The sequence below is a fragment of the Roseibium sp. genome, from assembly GCF_965232425.1.
In the GTDB taxonomy this organism is placed as follows: Bacteria; Pseudomonadota; Alphaproteobacteria; order Rhizobiales; family Stappiaceae; genus Roseibium.
Genome location: NZ_OZ246971.1, coordinates 5788976 through 5810634 on the forward strand (window position 1 = coordinate 5788976; position 21659 = coordinate 5810634).

At 59.8% G+C, this 21659-nt stretch carries 16 protein-coding genes; 3 read left to right on the forward strand and 13 right to left on the reverse strand.

Annotated features, from left to right (window positions below; genetic code table 11):
* Positions 1–57: 57 nt before the first annotated feature.
* The 6 genes from ACO08A_RS26475 to ACO08A_RS26500 form a co-directional block, all read right to left on the reverse strand.
* Positions 58–1884, reverse strand: a complete 1827-nt coding sequence (locus tag ACO08A_RS26475; RefSeq protein WP_422038830.1) for a M23 family metallopeptidase — start codon at positions 1882–1884, stop codon at positions 58–60.
* Between the two features lie 278 nt (positions 1885–2162).
* Complete coding sequence (locus ACO08A_RS26480; protein WP_422038831.1) at positions 2163–4097, reverse strand: adenylate/guanylate cyclase domain-containing protein; 1935 nt, start codon at positions 4095–4097, stop codon at positions 2163–2165.
* Positions 4094–4774 (reverse strand): hypothetical protein, encoded by a 681-nt coding sequence (locus tag ACO08A_RS26485; RefSeq protein ID WP_422038832.1) that lies wholly within the window; start codon positions 4772–4774, stop codon positions 4094–4096. Before ACO08A_RS26485 ends, ACO08A_RS26480 begins: the two co-directional genes overlap by 4 nt.
* Before the next feature lie 132 nt (positions 4775–4906).
* Positions 4907–6646, reverse strand: coding sequence for a caspase family protein (locus ACO08A_RS26490; protein ID WP_422038833.1), 1740 nt, complete (start codon positions 6644–6646; stop codon positions 4907–4909).
* On the reverse strand, positions 6555–6833 hold the full coding sequence (locus ACO08A_RS26495) for a hypothetical protein (RefSeq protein WP_422038834.1): 279 nt from the start codon (positions 6831–6833) through the stop codon (positions 6555–6557). The genes ACO08A_RS26490 and ACO08A_RS26495 overlap by 92 nt, the downstream gene beginning before the upstream one ends.
* Before the next feature lie 18 nt (positions 6834–6851).
* Positions 6852–9566, reverse strand: a complete 2715-nt coding sequence (locus ACO08A_RS26500) for a caspase family protein (protein WP_422038835.1) — start codon at positions 9564–9566, stop codon at positions 6852–6854.
* Between the two features lie 282 nt (positions 9567–9848).
* Here ACO08A_RS26500 and ACO08A_RS26505 point away from each other — a divergent pair, with 282 nt between their 5' ends.
* Positions 9849–10700: a GNAT family N-acetyltransferase gene (locus ACO08A_RS26505; RefSeq protein WP_422038836.1), complete on the forward strand. Its 852-nt coding sequence runs from the start codon at positions 9849–9851 to the stop codon at positions 10698–10700.
* A gap of 17 nt (positions 10701–10717) precedes the next feature.
* Here ACO08A_RS26505 and ACO08A_RS26510 read toward each other — a convergent pair whose 3' ends face one another.
* From ACO08A_RS26510 to ACO08A_RS26540, 7 genes are all read right to left on the reverse strand, one after another.
* Positions 10718–11662 carry an ornithine cyclodeaminase family protein gene (locus tag ACO08A_RS26510; RefSeq protein ID WP_422038837.1) on the reverse strand — a complete coding sequence of 315 codons (945 nt, stop codon included), beginning with the start codon at positions 11660–11662 and terminating at the stop codon, positions 10718–10720.
* A gap of 157 nt (positions 11663–11819) precedes the next feature.
* Positions 11820–12920 carry a calcium:proton antiporter gene (locus tag ACO08A_RS26515; RefSeq protein ID WP_422038838.1) on the reverse strand — a complete coding sequence of 367 codons (1101 nt, stop codon included), beginning with the start codon at positions 12918–12920 and terminating at the stop codon, positions 11820–11822.
* 140 nt (positions 12921–13060) lie between these two features.
* Positions 13061–13840, reverse strand: a complete 780-nt coding sequence (locus ACO08A_RS26520; protein WP_306146129.1) for an ABC transporter ATP-binding protein — start codon at positions 13838–13840, stop codon at positions 13061–13063.
* Entirely contained in the window at positions 13837–14592 is a 756-nt protein-coding gene (locus ACO08A_RS26525) for an ABC transporter ATP-binding protein (protein WP_421982808.1), read from the reverse strand. The genes ACO08A_RS26520 and ACO08A_RS26525 overlap by 4 nt, the downstream gene beginning before the upstream one ends.
* An 11-nt stretch (positions 14593–14603) precedes the next feature.
* Positions 14604–15809, reverse strand: coding sequence for a branched-chain amino acid ABC transporter permease (locus ACO08A_RS26530; protein WP_422038839.1), 1206 nt, complete (start codon positions 15807–15809; stop codon positions 14604–14606).
* A 3-nt stretch (positions 15810–15812) separates the two neighbouring features.
* Positions 15813–16844 carry a branched-chain amino acid ABC transporter permease gene (locus tag ACO08A_RS26535; protein ID WP_422038840.1) on the reverse strand — a complete coding sequence of 344 codons (1032 nt, stop codon included), beginning with the start codon at positions 16842–16844 and terminating at the stop codon, positions 15813–15815.
* Between the two features lie 106 nt (positions 16845–16950).
* Positions 16951–18306, reverse strand: a complete 1356-nt coding sequence (locus ACO08A_RS26540) for a substrate-binding protein (protein WP_422038841.1) — start codon at positions 18304–18306, stop codon at positions 16951–16953.
* A 484-nt stretch (positions 18307–18790) separates the two neighbouring features.
* On the opposite strand from ACO08A_RS26540, the gene ACO08A_RS26545 reads away from it, so the two are divergent.
* Complete coding sequence (locus ACO08A_RS26545) at positions 18791–19399, forward strand: pyridoxamine 5'-phosphate oxidase family protein (RefSeq protein ID WP_422038842.1); 609 nt, start codon at positions 18791–18793, stop codon at positions 19397–19399.
* A 164-nt stretch (positions 19400–19563) separates the two neighbouring features.
* Positions 19564–21606: a M3 family metallopeptidase gene (locus tag ACO08A_RS26550; protein ID WP_422038843.1), complete on the forward strand. Its 2043-nt coding sequence runs from the start codon at positions 19564–19566 to the stop codon at positions 21604–21606.
* Positions 21607–21659 lie beyond the last annotated feature (53 nt).

The window sequence follows — 21659 nt, forward strand, 5'->3', positions numbered from 1 at the left end:
ATGCGGGACAGGCCAGAGCGTCCGGGCCCGGTTCAGACCGGCACCTGCCGGCGGTCCTCATTGGCTGCCTGCCAGCACTTCGCCGATCACGCCCTGATAGGCCTTGAGGTCCTTGCTGGCGACGGATTGCGGGGCATCCGCGCCGGTTTCCATTTCAAAAGACAGCGGATCGGCGGGCTCCCCTCTCTGACGGATTTCGAAATGCAGGTGCGGTCCGGTCGACAGGCCCGTCGTGCCGACATAGCCAATCAGGTCTCCGGCCTGGACAACCGATCCCAGTTCGATCCCGTCTGCATACTCGTGCATGTGTGCGTAACGGCTGGTGATCCCGTCCTTGTGGGACAATTCAATGAAGTTGCCATAGCCGCCGCGCACATCCTTGTAGGTGACCTTGCCGGAAAATGCGGCCCGGATGGGTGTGCCAGTGGGCGCCGCCCAATCGACGCCCGCATGCAACCGTGAGACCTTCTTGATCGGGTGGAACCGCATGCCGAATTTGGATGTCAGGACGCCTTTGACCGGCACCAGCATGGCGCCGGAAAGACTGATCTTGCCGCCCTCGCTGACGCAGGCAAAGCCCCTGTTGCCCGGTGCCTTGAGGACGTAACAGCGGATGGACCAGTCATCGCCCCTGCGGACACCTGCAAACAGTACGCGGCCACCGCCACGCTTCTCGTCACGAGCCATGTCGGTGAACACCAGCGTGAAACGTTCATCCGGCTTGATCGCCCGTTTCAGATCGGTGGTCGGCGCGAGATAGGCAATTGCCTCCCCGACGATTGACGCCGGAACGGCATTGCGGACCGCGGTCGCGTAAAGCCCGTCGATCAGGCGATGCGTCTTTCCTGCCTGATCGCTTTTGTCGCCTGCGACCTTGTCCTGTACGATTTCCTTTCCGAACCAGGGATCGGCCCCGTGGATATAGGCCTCACCCTCGCGCGTGGCGGAGTAGGCCGCGGTTCCGACATAACCATCAGCCGAGTAGAGCGACAGCTGCACAGGCCTGTAATAATCCCCGATCCGGCCAACCCGGTTCGGCATCCTCACGCCACGGATCGCGATCTTGTCGCCCGCGATCAGATCGGATCGGTCGAATTCAAGCTTCAGGAATTCCTGCAGCTGCTTGGAAACCTCCTCATCGAACCCGTTGTCTTTCAAAAGCGTGCCAACCGGAACCGTTTTGGTGATCGCCTTGCGCACTTCGATCCGGCTGGGGCCCTGTCCGATCGGACGTTCGGTCAAATAGAGATCGAGCGTGTCCGTCGACGGTTTCAGGAATACCGGAAGATCGGTGGCGCCGGTATCGTCGACCGGTTCCGGTTCATCCACGACCAGGCCGTCACTCTCCTCGCCGCCACCGAAATTGCCGAACTGGAAGTCCGCCTCGCTGCCCGGCGCGCGGATCACGAGATCCCCGTCGTCGTTCAACATCCGGCTGTCGAGCACAAATGCGCTCAGCGCGGGCAAGGCCGTGACGCCGCTGGTCTTGGACGTCTCCGGAATGGCCCGTTCCGACAGTTGAATCCGTTCGGCGGAAGCACCGTCATTCAACAACACCGGGTCGCCGGCGAGCGGAATGACGGCAGACACCGCCATGTCAAAGAAAGGATCGGCGGGAACGTCCAGGTCTTCACCCGTCCCGTCGTCGGTCGCAGCCAAATTGTCAGCGGGGTTCGCGTCGTCCTGCTGGTCCGCAGACGCCACGTCGTCATCATCCACGTTCTGGTCCGCTTCGATATCTGCGACCAGCGGTGCGTCCGCCTGCCCGCCGACAGCATCTTCGGGTGCCGAAAGCGAGATTGCGCCCGATGATACCAGATGGGCGATCCCGCCGATGCCGCCACCGATGACCAGGAACGAAAGAGCGAGTATCCCGTAAACCACGATGGGTGAACTCGCGCGCTTATCGCTCCTGGGTTGAGGCGCTTGCGGCCTCGCCTGAGGCGCCGGTGCCGCAGGCGGCGCTGCAGGCTTCCCCGCAGGGCGGATTACCGTCCGGTCAAATTCGGGTCTGTGTGCACCGTGGCTGTTATTGTCAGACCACTGAACCATCGCTCACCTTTGGCTACAGCAGTTTCTCTTGGTTTTCAGCTGCAGGGCCGATCATGCAGGATGAAGCCATCAGATGCAAAACGGCAGCTTCGATACGCGGCAAAAAGCGGTCAGCGCGGAAACTCGAGAAGATTTGATTTTGGCTGCCGGTTCTCATCATCGGAAGAAGCCGGGTTCTTTTCCATATATATTTCAGGGACATCCAGCGTGTAGACAGCGATCTCCGTGCTCAATCCCCGCAGCTGGCCTGTCCAGATTTCCTGTAGCGGGTACCGTTTGGGCAATCCGTCCGCGACCGATTGGCTGAGCGCCAGTCGAACCTTTTTGTCCTTGGCAACGGATTCGACCCTGCTGGCCGTGTTCACCGTCGTCCCCATGACCGTGAAAGACCGCCGGTGCTCGCCGCCGATATCGCCAACGAGAACGGGACCGGCATTCAGGGCTATCCGGAGATCAAGTCCCGCTTCTCCGGTGATCTCCTTGATCTCGTCGAGGCTCGCAATGATCTCATGCGCGGCATCGACGGCGGACTGTTCGGGATTGTCGACCGTGTTGGGTGCGTTCCAGACCGCCATGATCGCGTCGCCGATATACTTGTCGATGTACCCCTGATGTTTCGTGATTGTCTGTCCGATCCTGTCGAAACAGGCATTGACGACGCGCACGACGTCGCGGTCAGCCAGCTTTTCGGACATCTTGGTGAAGCCGACAATGTCGATAAACGCGACAACGACGTGCCTTGTGTCGCCACCGAGTTCCGGCAGCTGTTCCGAGGTCGCCATGTGCTTGATGACGTCGGGCGCAAGATAGTGGCCGAACAGCCTGACCAGCGACCTCTGGCGGCGCTGCAGGATGCTCACCTTGCCGACGGCCGCCGTGACCATGGCCATCACACAGCTGACCGGCGCGACACCCGGAGCAATGAGGATGCCCGCCTCCAGACCGGCAAGGCTCACGCCAATGCCCGCCGCGATGCCAAACACGGCGATTAAGGGCAAGACCATGAGAGGCAGGAAAAGGCCGGCGACAGCGCCGGCAATCGCGAAGGCGAACGACAATGCCGTCAGAAGCCCGCGTGGCGGCGCAACGGCATACCGGTCGGAAAGCGCGGCGCCGATCACGTCGGCCAGGATAAAGACACCCGCGGTCTGCGGCTGTACGCGTGGTCTGCCGCCGGGGCCGGTTTCAACGTCTGCAGCGGAGACGTGCGGCAGGAAGCGGTCCGAGTAGAGATGCTCGTCCTCAAAGGGCAGCAAACCGCCGAAAAGAACGATCCGCCCGGAGGAAAACTCCTTCAGTGCCGCGCGTCCTTCCTCGCTCTGGCTCAGCGTCAGGACGTCGATCAGGGACATGTACGGCAAGGAGGTCGCAAGTCTTGAATCCGGGATTGAAACGAATGCTTCCGACACGTCGGATCCTGCGGCCCCGAGAAGAGCGTCGATGAGGTGTGGAGAATCGTCGAGCGGAAGCTGCGGCGTATGTTTGCGCACGATGCCGTCGTTGTCGGTCGACACGATCACCGAACGGACGCCCCCGGCACCGATCGCCGCGGTGAAACTGCGGTGAGGCACGCCGATCTCGGTATGCGCTATGAAGACCTTGCCCCGGTTCCGGTAGGCAAAGGTCTGAAACGGCCTGTCAAAGCCGCTCAACCGCGCTTCTCCGGTGCTCGGATCGACAAAGGAGTCGGCACTGTAGGCAAAGACGAAATCAAAGCCGACAGCCGTCGCGCCTGCGTCAATCACGGCTTGCCCGGCTTCGGCCATCACAGGGGTCATCAAGACGCGGGGAATGCGGGAAAGGCGTTCGGAATCAAGTGAAGCCTGATCCAGGCCCACCACGGCAACCGGCGCCGATGCGGTTTCGCCGGACTGGATGAAATTGGCGCGCAGCTGGAAAAGCCGGTCCGTCACCCAGCCTTCCCAGATTGCCTTGTTCGCCGACAGGCCGACGACCAGTCCGGCCAAGGATGCAACAACGGCAATCAGCAGGACCAGTTGTTTTCGGCCGAGGGCCGAATCGGCGATTCGGCCACCTGGCTTCATTTCACGAGGACGACCGCGGTTTTGCGGCCAACCTGAGCCGGATCGATGGTAATCTTCCGCATCTCAACGCCAAAGTCCGGCGCTTTTCCCTGCAGGAAAAGCTCGACTTCAACAGCATCGTCATCGCTGTCGCGCTCCGGCATTTCGGTGACGATATTGTCGAGCACGTCGAACCGTTTCGGTTCGCCTCCGCCAAAGGAGACGAAGACCGAGCCGTACTGGTCCTTCGCCTTGTCATCGAAACGAAGCATCAGCGAAGCGGCTTTCTTGTTTTCCAGCGTCAGCCCGCGCAAGGTTACGGTCAATCCCTTGTCCGCGGTGCTCGAGCTGGTTCCGCTGTCGGCCTGCAGGCAGTTGCCCGCACGCAGGACCTTTTCTTCACCGCCGTCGATCGCGAAGCCGTCGGAGGACACCGTCAGGGTCCCTGACTTGATCCGCACTTCCTGGCAAGCGGAATAGTCCAGAAGATCCACGTGTCCCGATGCACCAAGATCAACCACGTCACCCGGCATCAGCTCCGAAAAGGCCGAAACAGATACCCCTTCGGACCGATCAAGGACAAGCGCAACAGGATCTGCAAGCGCGGCACCGGATACGATCGTGCCAAGGCCGAATGCGGCAGCCAAACCGGTCGGTTTCAGACTTCGTTTTGCAAATCGACTAAACAAATCTTTCATGACGGTCTCCAGGGTCAATGGTTTTTGCGCACAGACCCACTCGGAGTCGTGTCGCCAATTGAAGCAATGATACCAGAAAATCGCGAATTGAATGTGGCCTTGGTCACATAAACGCGAATTGGGAAGCAGGACCTAGCCCGCAGGTTCGGTATAGACCCCGGTTATGCCGACCGCCTCTGCAGAATTTCCGATCAAATTCAGCAATTTGGGTGCAAGGGCTGGATCCAGGGGCCTGCCCTCCATCGCGGACAGCACGCCAACCAGTTGCGGCATGGTTTCACGGGATCGAATCAGCACGATATGGTCGGCTCCGAACGGCAATGCGGCGCGGAGATTGAGCACGTAAGGCGCATCCGCCACGAGTTTGGTATCCTCGCCCAAAGGATCCGCTTTCCTGTTCGGTGCGAGCAGACGTACCGTGCCGTCGGCCTCCAGCGCGAACACGGCCATGAAGCCGCCTTCGTCGGACCGAAGCCCTACCTTGAGCGGCGAGCCTTCGGGGATATGACCAACCGCGGGTCGCAGGGTGCCTTCCACCGGTTTGCGCTCGCGCGACAGTGCGTAAAGTTCCGACAGGAAAAGCCATTTGGAGACAACTTGCGAAAAGCGGTCGGCATTCCCGGCGCTGTTGCGGAGCACGATATCTCCGAATTTCGTCAGGACATCGCCTTCTTCCACGTCCCAGAAAAGGTCGGCATTTCCATCGTCGACAATCTCAACGGCACCGCCGTGACGCGCCTTGAGGTTCTTCAGAACCGGAAGTGCTATGTCCGTGCTGGCCGAGATGGTCAGTCCGGTCGCGCCACGTGCCAGGATGTTGTCCTTGACCCGCGGGAGAACCGCAGCCCGCGAGCCGCCGCCAACCGTCAGGCTCGGCGTCTGCCGGCCTTCGGTCGCGACACGAACGGTTTCCTTGAGAAACAGGGTCAGTTCTTCCATCGAAATGCCGCCGTCCCGGTCAAGGTCGGCCCGACCCTCCACACCGCGCGCAAAGGACCAGCTCAAAGCGCCCCTGGGTTCGCCCGCGATCATAAGTTCGGGGATCACCTGGCCGTCGACCGTCGCGCCGACATAGATAACGTTGGCGAGGTCCTGAAGGTCGGACCCGTCACCTTCTTGCCGCTGCAGCAAGGGATGGCCCGGACGTGATCTCAAGAGGTCATTTTCGAAGGGCGGCAATCCGACGAGCCGCGTGCCGAGCCGGACGATCCTGGGGTCGATGGATCGCGTCATCGTGCCGGAGTGACAACTGTCGGCGAGTACGAGCACGCTCCGATCACCGGCCGCCCTGAGCATTGCCGAGAGATCATCATCGCGCAGTCTTTCCGCATTTCCCGGCGCGGAAACATCAAATCCCGCGAGAAGAAACACTTCGTCGAGTCCGTCAGCTTCCGAACCCTCGACCCATTCCTCTTCTTGCGCTCCGTGCCCAGCATAGGACAGCACGAGGACATCGTCCTCTGCCGACCGTTCGATCAGCCCCTGCCAGGCAGTCAGGATGGCATCTCTCGTTGCGGCACCGTCGTAAAGGGTTTGTAGGTCCTCGACACCAGCGGCCTGCAGCGTTTCCGCAATGTCCCTGGCATCGTTCACGGCGCCCTTGAGCGGTGAAACATGTTCATAGGCGTCGATCCCGATCACCAGCGCCCGCCACTCTCCTGCCTCAACCGGATTGAAGACGAAGAGCAGCGGTAACGCGCAGCAAAGCGATCGCAGTGCCCTGAACACCAGGGCCACTTTCGAAAACACGTACATGAGCAGCCTCACCAGTGGTGCGTGATCAGCCCCAGGAGCCGCCGCCGCCGCCGCCCGGTCCGCCACCGCCGCCGCCACCGCCGCCGCCATTGTCGTTGTCGCGGATGAGCGGGTCATTGATCGGATCCGAAACCGGGGTCGCGGCCGCCGGTGTGGCTGCAGGCGCAGTCGAGGTCGTGGTCGCCACCGAAGGTGTCACGGGGACCGGATCCGCTCCGGTCGATACCGTGGGCTGTGTCGCACACCCGGCGAGGAACAGCGCCATCAAGCCTGCTGAAGGCAATGCTAGTCTAATGTGTTTCATCTATTCCTCCTTAAGAAATCAGAACAAATCATATCTGGGACGGCTTTGTTCCCACTGATACTTCACAAGGGCAATCAGGGCCTCGTCGCCTTGAACAGGCGAAAGATCCGAACTGCTGAAAAACTTGTTCAACGCATCCCTGGTCTTGCGCCCGGGCTGGCCGTCGACCGGTCCCGGCTCGAAGCCGAGATCGGTGAGCGCCTGCTGCAAGACCATCGCCTTCAGGCGCTTGTTTGCGCCCTTCAGGTCCTCGCGGCCTTTTCCGGCCGCTGAAGAGGACGGATCGACAACGGCCGCCATCGCGAGCATTCGGATCCGGTCGCGGCCTGCGGCTTCTCCGGACTGCTGTCCGAGCATCCAGGCCGTGTTGTAGGCCCCCCAGGCATCGCCGCGCTTCGCGCTTTCGCGGAACCACCTGGTCGCCTCTTCGGCGCTCTTTTCGACACCCTGGCCGTTGAAGTACAGAAGACCGATCGCGGTGCCTGCTGCCGGATGGCCACCTTCGTGGGCCTTCTTGAACCAGCCAAGCGCAGCGTCGAAATCCTGCGGCGTACCCAGTCCATCCCGGTAGAGCGTACCCATGTTCAGATACCCGTAGATGTCCTCTCGGGACGCGGAACGATTGTAGTAATAGACAGCGCGGTCGACGTTTTCATCCACATGGTTGCCGTTGAGGTAAAACCCGCCGATCGCATTGAAAGAGAACGTGTGCCCGGCTTCAACGGACTGCAGCAGCTTTTCCAGACCTGCCTTTTCGTTCTGCTCGGTGCCCTCGCCCTTGATCTGCGCCATGCCCAACGAATGGAGCGCATAGGCGTCCCCGCGTTCGGCAGCCTTGCTGTAGAGCTCGACCGCCCTCTCGCGATTGCGGTCCCGGCCGGCGCCGAGATAGTACATGCGGCCGAGAACCTGGCCCGCGCGGACATGGCCCATCTGGTAGGCCTGCTGGAAGTAGTCGGCAGCCTTGGCAAGGTCGCCCGCGGCAAAGGCACCGCGGCCGCGCTGGAACACGAAACGCCCGATCTCCGGATACGCCGTCATGGCCTCGGCACACGCCTTGTCCACCGCCGCCGAGTCGATATCGTTGGCCAGGCGCCCCTCAGTGACCGCCTGAAGATCGAATGGCTGCGTCGCCAATTGATCGCACTGGGTCACGCGTGGCTGCACGATTTGGGTCAACGTTTCGCCGGCACTTCCGGCTTCGGCCGGCAATTCGAGCGTGAACCGTCGTGCCTGTGTTTCCGAACCGATTTGCGGACGCACGGTCAAGGTGGACAGACCGGACATTGGAAACCGGTCTCCGGGGCGCAAAAGCCGCCCGTCGGAAGACAGCTGCAGGTCACTGTCGAGCGAAACCACTTTCAGCCAATCATCCGTCGCCGGCAAACCTTCGTCCGGCGCATCGGCATAGACCTGCACCGGGCCGACACCGATGTCGGCCTCGACCGCAGAGCCCTTGGATGTCTGCGAAAGCCAGGCAACCAGTTGTTCAAGGCGTTCCTTGCGCTCGCGTTCCCTTGCTCCATCGTCCGGAGCCGGCGCCGATTGAACAACCGTGATGGAGGCAATCGCCGAGGCCGAGCCCCCCCAATCATCCTTGACCTGGTAACCGATAAGTTCGACATCGCCGGCTCCCGACCCGTCGGGCAGGAACTCGAGACTCGCCAGTTCCGTTGCATCCAGTGTATCACCCTCGCCCACGGTCCTGCCGTCCGGCAGCCGAAGCGTGCCCTTTTCCGGAGACAGGGTCAGCGTCGCAACGATCGCGCCGCCTTCCGGCTGCACGGGTTCGGGTATGGAGAGCGGGCTCGCGTCGCTGGTGAGTGGAACACTGACCCGGTGATGCGCGGTGACGATGGGCTCCGGCTTCGGCGGCACGAAGTAGAAATTCGTCACAAGTGTCGAATCTTCGTACGGAATTTGCTGGCCGCCGGTCTTGCGCACGACTTCATCGCGGACCTTGGTCATCAGGTCCTTGATCTCAAGAGACGGATCCAGCGCATTTGTGACGACGGAAGACGTGAACGGGCTCATGGGCCCCTCTCCGTCATAGGCAACCTGTCCGGGCCGCGTCGCATAGGAAATGAAACTGCCGAGCTTGTTCGGGATTCTGCGCAGACCGCGGGTCTTGCCAAGGGCGTATTCCTCTTCGCCCCAGAACAGACTTCCGATTTCGAACGGATTGTCGCGGCACGCGTCGAGCATGACGATCTGCAGGCTGGACGCTGCCTTCATGTAGTCCAGAAGGTGCGAGACCTTGAGGCTTTCGAACTCCAGATCGTACTGGGACGCCAGCTTGGCATCGACCGGCAGCAGGAAATTCGAGTCGCCGACCTGAAGCGCGTGACCGGAATAATAGAAAAGCGCGGTGTCGCCGTCGTTGAGTTCGCGCAGGAACCTCCGGACGACCTTTTCCAGTTCCTTCTTGCTGAGGTTGGTACCGACGGTCACGTCAAAATCCGCTTCGCGCAGAACCCGCGTAATTTCCTTCGTGTCGTTCAGCGGATTCACGAGCGGTTCGACGAACTCGTAGTCCTGGTTTCCAATCACCAGCGCAACCCGTCGCCCGGGATCGTCAGCCGTCGATGCCAATGCCGGCGTAACAACCGCCAGCACGCCGAAGGTGAGGCCGATTGCGCCGCCCCGCATGGCACGGCGAAAGCTTGTGACCGGGCCCGTCACACTCTCCTTTGCAGACCGCTTCAAAGCCGGCAGGTTTTTCCGTTTAAGCATATCGTCCTCAGCGCTATGTCAGGCAGCGTAACATCGCAGATATTTTGAAATCAGGCTGTGACGAAGCTCACAGCTTTGCCGATCCGCCCCAAGGATCAGACTAGTCGTAAATTACCTTGAGTAAAGTGATGCACACTTGCACAGGCTAGGCAAGCGCGCGATCGGTTTAAACACCCGACTTTTTGATTTTCAACGCTCAATATCCGTTGATAAATGCGAGGGCAATTGCTGTATTTGCGGCATGCGATCCTGCCGATTCATGACCCGACGGGCACAAATTACATGACCACAGACCTCAAAATCCGGCACCTGAGCGAAGCCGAAATCCGAATTCCACTCGATTGGGCGATGCAGGAGGGCTGGAACCCGGGAATCGAGGACGGTCCGGCTTTTTATGCAGCGGACCCGCAGGGATTTCTGGGTGGAGAGATCGGCGGAGAACTGATCACGGTCATCTCGGCAGTGCGCTATGGCGACGCCTTCGGTTTCATCGGCTTTTATATCTGCAGGCGCGAACACAGAACGCGGGGCTACGGACACCAGATCTGGGCAGAGGCGATGTCCCATCTCGGATCAAGGCTCATGGGGCTCGATGCGGTGAACGAACAGACCGCCAGTTACGCCGAGCATGGCTTCAAATCCGTTTACCGGAACATCCGTCACACAGGGATTTCCCTTTGCGATGTCCCCATGGACCCGCGCATTGCACCGCTCGGACACGGCGTTTTTCCGGCGGTCAACCTGTATGACCAGCGCTTCTTCCCGGCAGAACGCGAAACCTTTCTGAAACAGTGGGCCGCGCCCATGCTCGAAACGCGAAAGGGGTTCGCGTTCATTGAAGACGGCGACGTCAAGGGATACGGCGTTCTGCGGGCATGTCATGAAGGGTTCAAGATCGGGCCCCTATTCGCCGACACGCCGGAGATTGCCGATACGCTTTTCCGGACGCTTGCCGGACAGGTCAAAGGGCAATTCGTCGTCCTGGACACACCGGAGCCGAATACCGCCGCCCTTCTGCTGGCCGAAAGATATGAGCTGTCACCGGAATTCGAGACCTACCGCATGTATCGCGGCCCCGTGCCTGACCTTCCGCTTGACCAGACCTACGGCATCACCAGCTTCGAACTCGGCTGATTTCCTGCGCGTGCCGCTCAGTGCTCGGTGCTTTGATACGCGAGCATGGCGCCTGCCAGGTCTTCGAGCGCAGCGCCCACGGACTTGAACATGGTGATTTCGTCGTCCGATTGCCGGCCGGCGTGATTTCCGCGGCACAGATCGTAAAGGTCCGCGCGGATATCGCCTTTCGAAATCAGCCCGGACTGGAGCGGCTGGACGATATCCCCGCCTTCGACCAGACACCCGTCACGCGTATCCACGAAGATTTCCGCGCGCTTTATGAGGTCGTCATCGCTCTCCCGCATGGTGGGCTTGAAAGCCCCGACAAGATCGACATGGGCTCCGGGCTTCAGAAGATCCCCTTTGATCAGCGGCTCGCTGGACAGGGTTGCGGCGCTGATGATGTCGGCCGAGCCGAGCACATCACGCAGACTGGCCGCTGCCTCTATCGCGATCGGAAACTGCGCCTGCATTTCACCGGCAAACTGCGCTGTCTTTTCCCTTGACCGTCCCCAGATCGTGACATGTTCGATAGACCGGATGGCCATGTGCGCGGCAATCAGGTTCGGTGCGAGACGGCCGGTCCCGAGTACGAGCAGATGCCGCGCGTCAGACCGTGCCAGATAGCGTGCGGCCAGTGCAGAGGCCGCCGCAGTCCGGCGCGCAGTCAGTTCACCGCCATCGATCATTGCCAGCATCTCGCCGGTTCTGGCGTCGGACAGCAAATACTGTCCATGCACCGCAGGCAGGTTCCGCTCCGCGTTCCCCGGAACGACATTCACGACCTTTACGCCGGCATACCCGCCCGGCACCCAGGCAGGCATTAGGAGCATCGTTCCGGCCGGTTCGCCCGGAATTTCAAAGTCATGATGATGCCGCGTCGGCATAACGCAACCCGAGCGGAACATTTCTGCCAGGGCATCTATCAGGTCGGGAAACGGCAGGGCATCACGGGTCTGGTCTTCGGAAAGCAGCAGCATGCAGGTTCATTCACATTACGGTAATCAGGGCTAGGGTCAGGACCCATTCATCCATGCCAATTCATTCACATGAATGGATCCTGAACCGAGACCAAATCACAGAAGACGTTCGGGACCAAGCTATCTCCCGAAAAGAATTACGATTTTGCCTGCAAATTCATGACAAATCGAAGATCATCATCACATAGGCGGCAAAAAGCGTCAGATGCACCGCTCCTTGCAGGTAACTGGTCGTGCGGGTTCCAAACGTGATCAGACTGACGACCAGGGTCAGCGCGAGGAGAACAATCTCCGCATAGTCCAGTCCGAGTTCGATCCTGTGCCCGGTCACCCAGCTTACGACCAGAACTGCGGGAACCGTCAGACCGATGGTCGATACAGCGGCGCCAAGGCAGATGTTGACGGCGCGCTGCAACTTGTTTTCAAGAGCCGCGCGGAAGCCGCTCATTCCTTCCGGCATCAGGACGAGCGCTGCAACGATGAAGCCGCTCAGCGCCAGCGGCGCGCCAATGCCGGCGATGCCGAATTCGACGTAAAGAGCGAGCTTCTTGGAAAGAAGGATGATCGGCACGAGGGCCCCGAGGAGCCCGGCCACGTGAAACGGTATCGACCTGACGACCGCGCCGTGTTGCGCACCGCCCTCCTCGCCTGCGTCCGGCTGCCGGAAAATATCACTGTGGGTCACGGTCTGCATGGCCAGAAAGACGCCATAGAGCAAGACGGACATCACGACTTCGAAGCTCGCCTGCAAGGGAGAGAGTTCTCCACCCGGCGCGGAATGGGTGACGCGCGGCAAGACGAGCGCAAAAACCGCAAGGGGAACAAGAACGGCGAGAAACGCATTCGCGCCCTGAAGGTTGTAAGTCTGGTTCTTGTGTTTCAACCCGCCGGCCAGCAGGCACAGACCGATCAGGCCGTTCAGAACGATCATGATCACGGAGAACATCGTGTCGCGTGCCATGGTCGGCGCGGCCTCGCCCGAAACCATGATCGCGACGATGAGCGCGACCTCGATCCCGACGACGGCAAGCGTCAGGATCAGCGTTCCGAACGGCTCTCCGAGAATGGTCGCAAGGCATTCTGCGTGTCTGACGACCGAGAAGGCGCACCACATCACGGTCAGAAAGATGACCGCAAGCAAGGCGAGAGACGGCCCGACACCGATGGCTGACGGGTTCAGAAGATCTCCGGCAGCGACAAAAGCCGCAAAAACGAGAAAACCGGCCAGACTGGGGAATTCGGATCTGAAAATGGACACTGAAACCACCGTTCCGTTTCAGGAAACTGCGTGATTCCTATTTAGCCGTTCCAGGGTTCAAATGACCACATCGAAAAACATCGGGCACAAAAAAAGGCCGGCGCAGCGCGCCGGCCAGGCATTTTCAAAGCATTGTTCCGTCAGATCGCGAGATACTCCTGACGCAGTTCTTCGTTGTCGAGAACTTCCTGAGCCGTGCCATCGAACACGACCTCGCCCATATCGAGAATGACGGCGCGGTCGGCCAGATGCAGCGCGGCGATTGCGTTCTGTTCCACGATGATCGTGGTGATGCCGAGTTCCTTGACGCCTTCAAGGATGCGCTCGATTTCCTGAACGATCACCGGAGCGAGGCCTTCATAGGGTTCGTCCAATAGCAGAAGCTTGATGTCGCGGGCCAGGATGCGCGCCACGGCGAGCATCTGCTGTTCGCCGCCTGACATCGTCACCGCCTCCTGGGCGCGGCGCTCTGCCAGCCGCGGGAAGTGGTCGTAAATCCGCTCGATCGACCAGCCTTTGGGCTCGGCGATCTGTGAGAGCTCCAGGTTTTCCTGAACCGTCAGGCCTTGAATGATTCGGCGGTCTTCCGGCACGAGGCCGACGCCGACACGGGCGGCCTGATAGCTCTGCATGTCATGAAGCGGTTGGTGATCGAGCCAGATTTCTCCATGGGTCAGGTTGGGATCATCCATGCGCGCGATCGTGCGAAGCGTCGATGTCTTGCCGGCGCCGTTCCGCCCGAGCAACGCCAGGATTTCACCCTCGCGCACATCGAAACTGATCCCCTGAACGATGTAACTCTCGCCGTAGTAGGAATGCAGGTCCCAGGCCGAGAAATAGGCCGGTGCCGTTCCGCGTGCCTTCTGAGGCTTGACCGCAGGTGCCGTTTTGCCTGCGAACTGATCTTCGAGAATGCTCACAGGTGTGCTCCTCCGAGATAGGCTTCCTGAACGCGCGGGTCGCCCTTGATGTCTTCCGGCTTGCCCTCGGCAATAATCGCGCCCTGGGCAAGGACGGTTACCTTGTCGGCAAGCGAGAACACGACATGCATGTCGTGCTCGATGACCACCTTGGTGATGCCGCGATCGCCGATCCGCTTCAAGAGATCGATCGTGTTGTTGGTGTCGGCCCTGGACATGCCGGCTGTCGGCTCGTCCAGGAGCAGCAGCTTCGGGTCCTGCGACAGGCACATGGCCAGTTCCAGGCGACGTTTGTCACCGCGTGACAGGCTGTCGGCAACCATGTCCTTCTTCTCGACAAGACCAACGTCTTCCAGCATGTGGAGCGCCTTGTCGCGGATTTCGGCGTCCTTGCCGACATCTGCAAATGCATGCAACTTGAATTCACCGTCGCGTTTTGCCAGCGCAGGGATCATGATGTTTTCCATGAGCGTGAGATCTCCGAAGATCTCAGGTGTCTGGAAGACGCGTGAAATGCCGACCTGATTGATCTCGAAGGGCTTCATTCCGGTCAGCGAGATATCGCCGAACATGACGCTTCCCGTATCCGGTACGAGCCGTCCGATCAGACAGTTGAGGAAGGTCGACTTCCCGGCTCCGTTCGGGCCGATGATCGCCTGAACGGTGCCTTCCTCGACGGAGAAGTTGACGTTATTCAGGGCTCTCAGTCCGCCGAACGATTTGTTCACGCCCTCGACACGCAAGATTTCCATGTCATTTCACCTTATTCAGCTGGTGCGGCCTTGGGACGCGCAGTGGAATTCTCGTCCTTGGACGATTTGCGTTTGAAGAGCCTTCCGATCCTCTCCACGCCTTCCATGATGCCGCCCGGCAGGAAGATCACGATCAGCATGAACATGATACCGAGCGTCAGGTGCCAGCCCTTGCCGATGAAGGGATGAATGACGAAGACGAGGAAATCGGCCAGACCCTGCGGAAGCGCGGCGAACCAGTCGTAGAGGATGTTGTCGTTGATCTTGGAGAAGATATTCTCGCAGTACTTGATGAAACCGGCACCGAGCACCGGACCGATCAGGGTCCCTGCCCCGCCGAGGATCGTCATGAGGACAACCTCGCCGGACGCTGTCCACTGCATGCGTTCAGCACCTGCCAGCGGATCCATCGCGACCATCAGTCCACCGGCCAGGCCGGCATACATTCCGGAGATGACGAACGCTGCGAGCGTGTAGGGCCTGCTGTTCAGACCGGTGAAGTTCATGCGCTGCTGGTTGGATTTGACCGCACGAAGCATCATGCCGAAGGGTGACCTGAAGATCCGGATTGCAACATAGAATGCGATCATCATCACCACCGCGCACAGGTAGTACCCGGCGTTGAAGGTGAACAGCCATCCTCCCATGCTCAGCTCGAAACTCTCGCGCATCGGAATGCCGAAGAAGTTCGCAGCCGGTATGGCACCGTTTTCGGAGCTGACGCCGAGAATGCGCGGATCGTCCAGCGCCAGCTGCAGGCCCGTTTCGCCGTTGGTGATCGGTGTCAGCACCGAATAGGCAAGCGAAAACGACATCTGCGCAAAGGCCAGGGTCAGGATCGAGAAGTAGATCCCGGACCGGCGCAGTGAGATGTAGCCGACGAGCAGGGAAAACAGTCCGGCGAACACGACAGACATGAAGATCGCCGGAATGACGTTCATTGTCAGCAGCTTCATCATCCAGACACCGGCATAGGAACCGACACCCAGGAAGGCGGCGTGGCCGAAACTCAGATAGCCGGTCAGGCCGAACAGGATGTTGAAGCCGATCGCGAAGATTCCGAAAATCAGGAACCGTTGCATCAGGTCGGGATAGCCGGCGTTGAACTGTGCCAGCTCTGAACCTTCCGGAAACGGGTTGAGCAGGAACGGTGCAAACGCCACGAGCAGCAAGACCAGGAAGAAGAGCGATGTATCTTTTTTGTTGAGTCCAAACATGACTTAGCTCTCCATAACGCCCTTGCGGCCCATCAGACCCCGCGGACGGGTCAGGAGGATCACGATTGCAACGAGATAGATGATGATCTGGTTGATGCCGGGCAGCAACGCGACGACCTGCGCCATGGAGGCGAAACTCTCAAGAACACCAAGCAGGAACCCGGCCAGAACGGCGCCTGGAAGCGAGCCCATCCCACCGACAACGACCACGACGAAGCTCAGGACGAGGAAGTCCATTCCCATGTGGTAGTTCGGTGAATTGATCGGTGCGTACATGACACCGGCCAGCCCGGCGACCACGGCGGCAAGCGCGAACATCACGGTGAAGCGCTTGTCGATGTTGATCCCGAGCAACCCGACCGTCTGCCGGTCTGCCATCCCCGCTCGAACCACCATTCCGAAGGTCGTGAACTGCAAGAAGGCAAAGACTGCGCCGATGATGACCGCGGCAAACAGGAAGTAGACGATACGCCAGTAGGGATAGATGATGACATTCGGGTCCATGCCGAGCATCGCACCGAAATCGAGGCTGCCTGCGAACACGTCGGGCGCCGGGGTCGGGATCGGGTTGGCACCGAAGAAATACTTGATGATCTCCTGGAGCACGATGGCCAGTCCGAAGGTCACCAGGATCTGGTCCGCATGCGGACGCTTGTAGAAATACTTGATCAGGCCGCGCTCCATGAAGAGCCCGACAAGTGCCATGATCGGTATCGAAAACAGGATCGCGAGCGGCACCGACCAGTCAATAATCGCCGCCCCGGTCTCCGGTCCGAACCACGCCTCCACGTAGGGCGTTTCGACCTTCAGGGGATTGCCGAGAAAGTCTTTCTGGGTTTCATCGATCGTCACGAACGACAAGGAGAGCAGACGGCTCAGCGTGACCGCGCAGAACGCCCCGATCATGAACAGTGCGCCGTGGGCGAAGTTCACCACGCCGAGCGTTCCGAAAATGAGGGTAAGGCCCAAAGCAATCAGCGCGTAGGCTGACCCCTTGTCGAGACCGTTCAGAATTTGAAGAAGTATCGCGTCCATCGCTATCAACTCGGATCATCAGCGCGAGTCAAAATCCCCAACCACGCACTATTTCTAATAAAAGGGACAGGGCGACGCGCGCCCCGTCCCTCCGTTTTCATGGGTTTTATGCGCCCGGGTTACAGGTTCCCAGCGCACCACCCGCGAACTGCGGATGATCCGGCGGATAGGTAACCTGAGCAGCCGGCGTCACTTCGACGATTTCGAGAAGGTCGAATGCGGAGCTCGGGTTTTCCTTACCCTTCACGACAAGGACGTCCTTGAAGCACTGATGGTCTTCAGCCCTGTAGAGCGTCTTGCCGTTGCCCAGACCGTCGAACTCGAAGCCTTCGAGGGCTTCAACGACACCGCATGGGTTGAAGGTACCTGCACGCTCACATGCATCTGCATAGAGGAGAGCCTGGACGTAGGTCGTGTGGGCCGCCTGGCTCGGCGGGAAGCCGTATTTCTGGCCGAAGGACTGAACGAATGCCTTGGAGCCTTCGTCCTGCAGCGACCAGTGCCAGTTTGTGGACCCGAAGATGCCCTTAACGTTTTCACCGGCACCCTTTGCCATCAGACGCGAGTACAGCGGAACGATGATCTCGAAGTTCTTGCCGTTCACCTGCTTGTCGCGCAGGCCGAACTGAACGGCGTTGGTGAGCGAGTTCACCATGTTGCCGCCGTAGTGGTTCAGGACGAGCACGTCCGCATCGGACTGCAGAACCGGCGTGATGTAAGCCGAGAAGTCCGTTGCAGCCAGAGGCGTCTTGACGGTTTCGACCGTTTCCCAACCCAGAGCTTCCGTGGATTCACGAACAGCCTGTTCGGTGGTGTAACCCCAGTTGTAGTCCGCGGTCAGGTGATAGGCCTTGCGGTCATCGCCATAGGCGTTCTTCAGAACCGGAGCCAGTGCGGCACCGGACATGTAGGAGTTGAAGAAGTGACGGAAGCCGTTGGCTTTCTTGTCTTTACCGGTGGTGTCGTTGGAGTGGGTCAGACCGGCCATGAAGATGACGCCTGCTTCCTGGCAGAGCGCCTGCACGGCAACAGCCACACCGGAGGACGAACCGCCGGTGATCATGATGGCGCCGTCTTTTTCGATCATGGATTTCGCCGACGCGCGCGCCGCATCCGATTTGGTCTGCGTGTCACCCGTGACGTACTCGACCTTCTTGCCAAGGATACCATTGCCCTTGAGCGCCTTGGACGAGAACGTGTTGAGCATGCCGCCGTCGCCTTCGCCGTTCAGGTGCTCGACCGCGAGCTGATATGCACGCAGTTCGTCAGCACCCTCATCGGCGTACGGGCCGGTTTGCGGCACGTTGAAACCCAGTGTCACCGTCGCGCCGGTCGGCTCATTCAGGTAGCCGGCAGACCATGCGCGGCTCGTGAAGATCGTTGGCATCGCCAAGGCACTGCCGCCGAGGGCACCAGCGCGCAAGATAGAACGACGATTTAGGGGTTTACGTATTAAACTCATACTTTCCTCCCAGAAAGGATCGGCGCGTCCCCTTCGGACGCACCTGCAGTAGCTGTACAGCCGCCAGCAGTTCTGGAGTGTTCCCCGACCGGAAAACCGGTTCCTCAACGTCAAAACCGCAAGCTGGAGCGACTGTAGAAAAAGTCATTACAAATCAGCAATACGACTATCGGATCGTGCCCGCTCAACACTTTATTAGACTTTCGAAGTATTCACGCAGACAACAGGAGAAAAACGTCTTCGTTTTTCGCAATGCGAAGGCCTTTTTTCTCATTATTTCAAGCGAGTTAATCAATTTTATGCTGCAATGCAAAAATACTGCTGGGTACTGCCCATTTTTTAACCTCCGATCAAGCACTTAGACCAAAGTTGCACGCAGACACCTCCAATAGGTTGTGGCCAACAAAATTGACGCGCTCACCGGCCCCGCAGTAATGTCCCGAACACACGCCTGCCGCCCAAATTTTCATCAGGATTTCGCTCCATGCCATTTATCGAGTCGCTCGAGGAACTGCACGCCCACTACGGTGTTGCGGGTGAGGCCTCGACCATAAAGGAGATCGGTTTTCTCAGCGGCCACTACCGCAGCATCGTGGAAGCATCGTCCTTCTGTGCACTGACGACCTGCGGACCGGAAGGCCTGGACTGTTCGCCGCGCGGAGATGCCGGGAACGTCGTCCGCGTCGCAGACGAGAAAACGCTGCTGATGCCCGATCGCCGCGGCAACAACCGCATCGATTCGCTTCGCAACATCGTCCGGGATCCGCGTGTTTCGCTGATGTTCATGATCCCCGGCTGGAACAATGTTCTCAGGATCAACGGCAAGGCCAGGATTTCGGTTGATCCGGATCTGCTGGCAACCTTCGAGATGGAAGGTCATCAGCCGCGATCGGTGATCGAAATCACCATCGAGGCGGTCTATTTTCAATGCGCACGCGCCATCATGCGCGCCGGTCTCTGGAAGGCCGCAGACCACAGAGATCCCTCCTCCTTGCCTTCGCCGGGCATGATCATGCAGGAGATCAAGCAAGGCTTCGACGGTGAAGCCTATGATGCGGAATGGCCGGGCCGCGCAGCCAAAAGCATGTGGTGATGCATGACAGGAGGTCTCGCGCGGCTGGATCTTACAATTGCCACGACCTTCGCCCGGACCGCGCGCTTTAACCCACAGGCGCTCTTTTCCGAATGCCCCTTGGCTGAGATGCCCTTCCTCTCCATATGACCGGCTAAAGCCACTTCTTCACACAGAGGACCGTCATGACCACCAATCCGGTGCTTACCGAATGGACCACCCCTTTCGAACTCCCCCCCTTCGACAAGATCGAGCCCGGTCACTTCGAAGAAGCCTTCGACACTGCCATGGCGGAAGCGCGCCGGGAAAGCGACGCGATTGCCGGTCAGGACGCCACGCCGAGTTTCGAAAATACGATTGCTGCGCTGGAAAAATCGGGCGAACAGCTGACAAGGGTCGCGCGCACGTTTTACAATCTCACCAGCGCGCATACCAATGAAACGCTTCAGAAAGTGGAGCGGGATGTTGCACCGAAGCTTGCCAAACACTCCTCGGACATGCTGCTCAACGAGCAACTCTACGATCGCGTTGCCGCGCTTTGGGAGACACGCGACTCGCTCGGTCTGTCGGAAGAAAACGCAAAGGTGCTCGAGCGGTATCACAAGATGTTCCAACGCGCCGGTGCCGGGCTGGACGGCCCGGGCAAGGTTCGTATGGCAGAGATATCCCAGAGGCTCGCAACCCTCGGAACCCGGTTTTCCCAGAATATCCTGAAAGACGAATCGGACTATCAACTCGTCCTGGAAACAGCCGAGGACCGCGCAGGCCTGCCCGATTTCCTGCTGACCGCCGCTGCTGAAGCGGCGCGCGAGCGCGGCCTGGAAGGCAAACACGTGATCACGCTCTCAAGATCGAGCATCGAGCCGTTTCTTCAGTTCTCGACCAACCGCCGCCTGCGGGAGGAGGCATTCGGCGCCTGGAGCTCACGCGGTGAACTGGCAGGCGACACGAACAATGAGGACATCATCGCCGAGACCCTTGCGCTGCGCGCCGAGAAGGCACGGCTGCTCGGCTTCGACAACTTCGCCCAGTACAAGCTCGATGACACGATGGCGAAAACGCCGGCAAATGTGCGCGAGCTTTTGACCAAGGTCTGGGAACCGGCGGTTGCGCAAGCGCGCGAAGAGCAGGAAAAGCTGGCGGCAATGGCGGCGAACGTGGGCGAGAACCATGCGATCGAAGCCTGGGACTGGCGTTTTTATGCGGAGAAGGTCCGCAAGGCGGAACATGATCTCGACGAGGCCGAACTCAAGCCTTACCTGCAGCTGGAAAACATGATCGAGGCGGCGTTCGATACCGCCACCCGCCTGTTCGGCGTGACTTTCAGGGAGCTGGACGGGATGCCCGTCTATCACCCGGATGTGCGCGTTTACGAGGTTCTCGGGCAGGACGGCAAACATGTCGGGCTCTTCCTCGGCGACTATTTCGCGCGGTCGTCCAAACGATCCGGTGCCTGGATGACCGCCTTCCGCTCGCAGCACAAGCTGGACGGCGACGTCACGCCGATCATTGTCAACGTGATGAATTTCTCGAAAGGGGCGCCGGGCGAGGCAACCCTGCTCACCTTTGATGATGCACGCACCCTCTTTCACGAATTCGGGCACGGTCTGCACGGACTGCTTTCCAACGTGACGTATCCGATGATCTCGGGAACCAGCGTGGCCCGGGACTTCGTCGAATTGCCTTCACAGCTCTATGAACACTGGCTGTCCGAGCCGGACGTGCTGTCGAGATTTGCGACGCACTACAAGACCGGCGAGACGATGCCGCCGGCGCTGCTGGAAAAACTCCTTGCCGCCGCCAACTTCAATCAGGGTTTTGCGACCGTGGAATACACGGCGTCCGCGCTGATGGATCTGGAACTGCACTTGCTGGAAGAGCCCGGCGATCTCGACATCAGGTCCTTTGAACAAACGGAACTCGCCAAGATCGGAATGCCCGACGCCATCACGATGCGCCACCGCATTCCCCACTTCCAGCATGTCTTCTCCGGAGACGGCTACTCTGCGGGCTACTACAGCTACATGTGGTCCGAGGTCATGGACGCGGACGCCTTCGGTGCGTTCGAGGAAGCAGGCGACATCTTCCACCCGGAAACGGCCGAACGGCTGCGCGCCCACATCTACTCCGCCGGCGGCCTGCCAGACCCCGAGGAAACCTATCGGGCATTCCGCGGACGTCCTCCCAAAATCGACGCCCTCTTGAAAAAACGCGGATTTGCAGCCTGAATGTCGTCCGGTCGGAGCACCACCGGCCTGGTTGAACATTTCAGGGATCTCAC

What these genes read in the sequence shown, in the direction of transcription:
- ACO08A_RS26495 (WP_422038834.1), bottom strand. Translation starts at nt 6,833, where the DNA reads ATGAAACACATTAGACTAGCATTGCCTTCAGCAGGCTTGATGGCGCTG.
- ACO08A_RS26510 (WP_422038837.1), bottom strand. Translation starts at nt 11,662, where the DNA reads ATGCTGCTGCTTTCCGAAGACCAGACCCGTGATGCCCTGCCGTTTCCC.
- ACO08A_RS26540 (WP_422038841.1), bottom strand. Translation starts at nt 18,306, where the DNA reads ATGAGTTTAATACGTAAACCCCTAAATCGTCGTTCTATCTTGCGCGCT.
- ACO08A_RS26530 (WP_422038839.1), bottom strand. Translation starts at nt 15,809, where the DNA reads ATGTTTGGACTCAACAAAAAAGATACATCGCTCTTCTTCCTGGTCTTG.
- ACO08A_RS26485 (WP_422038832.1), bottom strand. Translation starts at nt 4,774, where the DNA reads ATGAAAGATTTGTTTAGTCGATTTGCAAAACGAAGTCTGAAACCGACC.
- ACO08A_RS26505 (WP_422038836.1), top strand. Translation starts at nt 9,849, where the DNA reads ATGACCACAGACCTCAAAATCCGGCACCTGAGCGAAGCCGAAATCCGA.
- ACO08A_RS26490 (WP_422038833.1), bottom strand. Translation starts at nt 6,646, where the DNA reads ATGACCCGCTCATCCGCGACAACGACAATGGCGGCGGCGGTGGCGGCG.
- ACO08A_RS26500 (WP_422038835.1), bottom strand. Translation starts at nt 9,566, where the DNA reads ATGCTTAAACGGAAAAACCTGCCGGCTTTGAAGCGGTCTGCAAAGGAG.
- ACO08A_RS26550 (WP_422038843.1), top strand. Translation starts at nt 19,564, where the DNA reads ATGACCACCAATCCGGTGCTTACCGAATGGACCACCCCTTTCGAACTC.
- ACO08A_RS26535 (WP_422038840.1), bottom strand. Translation starts at nt 16,844, where the DNA reads ATGGACGCGATACTTCTTCAAATTCTGAACGGTCTCGACAAGGGGTCA.
- ACO08A_RS26480 (WP_422038831.1), bottom strand. Translation starts at nt 4,097, where the DNA reads ATGAAGCCAGGTGGCCGAATCGCCGATTCGGCCCTCGGCCGAAAACAA.
- ACO08A_RS26545 (WP_422038842.1), top strand. Translation starts at nt 18,791, where the DNA reads ATGCCATTTATCGAGTCGCTCGAGGAACTGCACGCCCACTACGGTGTT.
- ACO08A_RS26525 (WP_421982808.1), bottom strand. Translation starts at nt 14,592, where the DNA reads ATGGAAATCTTGCGTGTCGAGGGCGTGAACAAATCGTTCGGCGGACTG.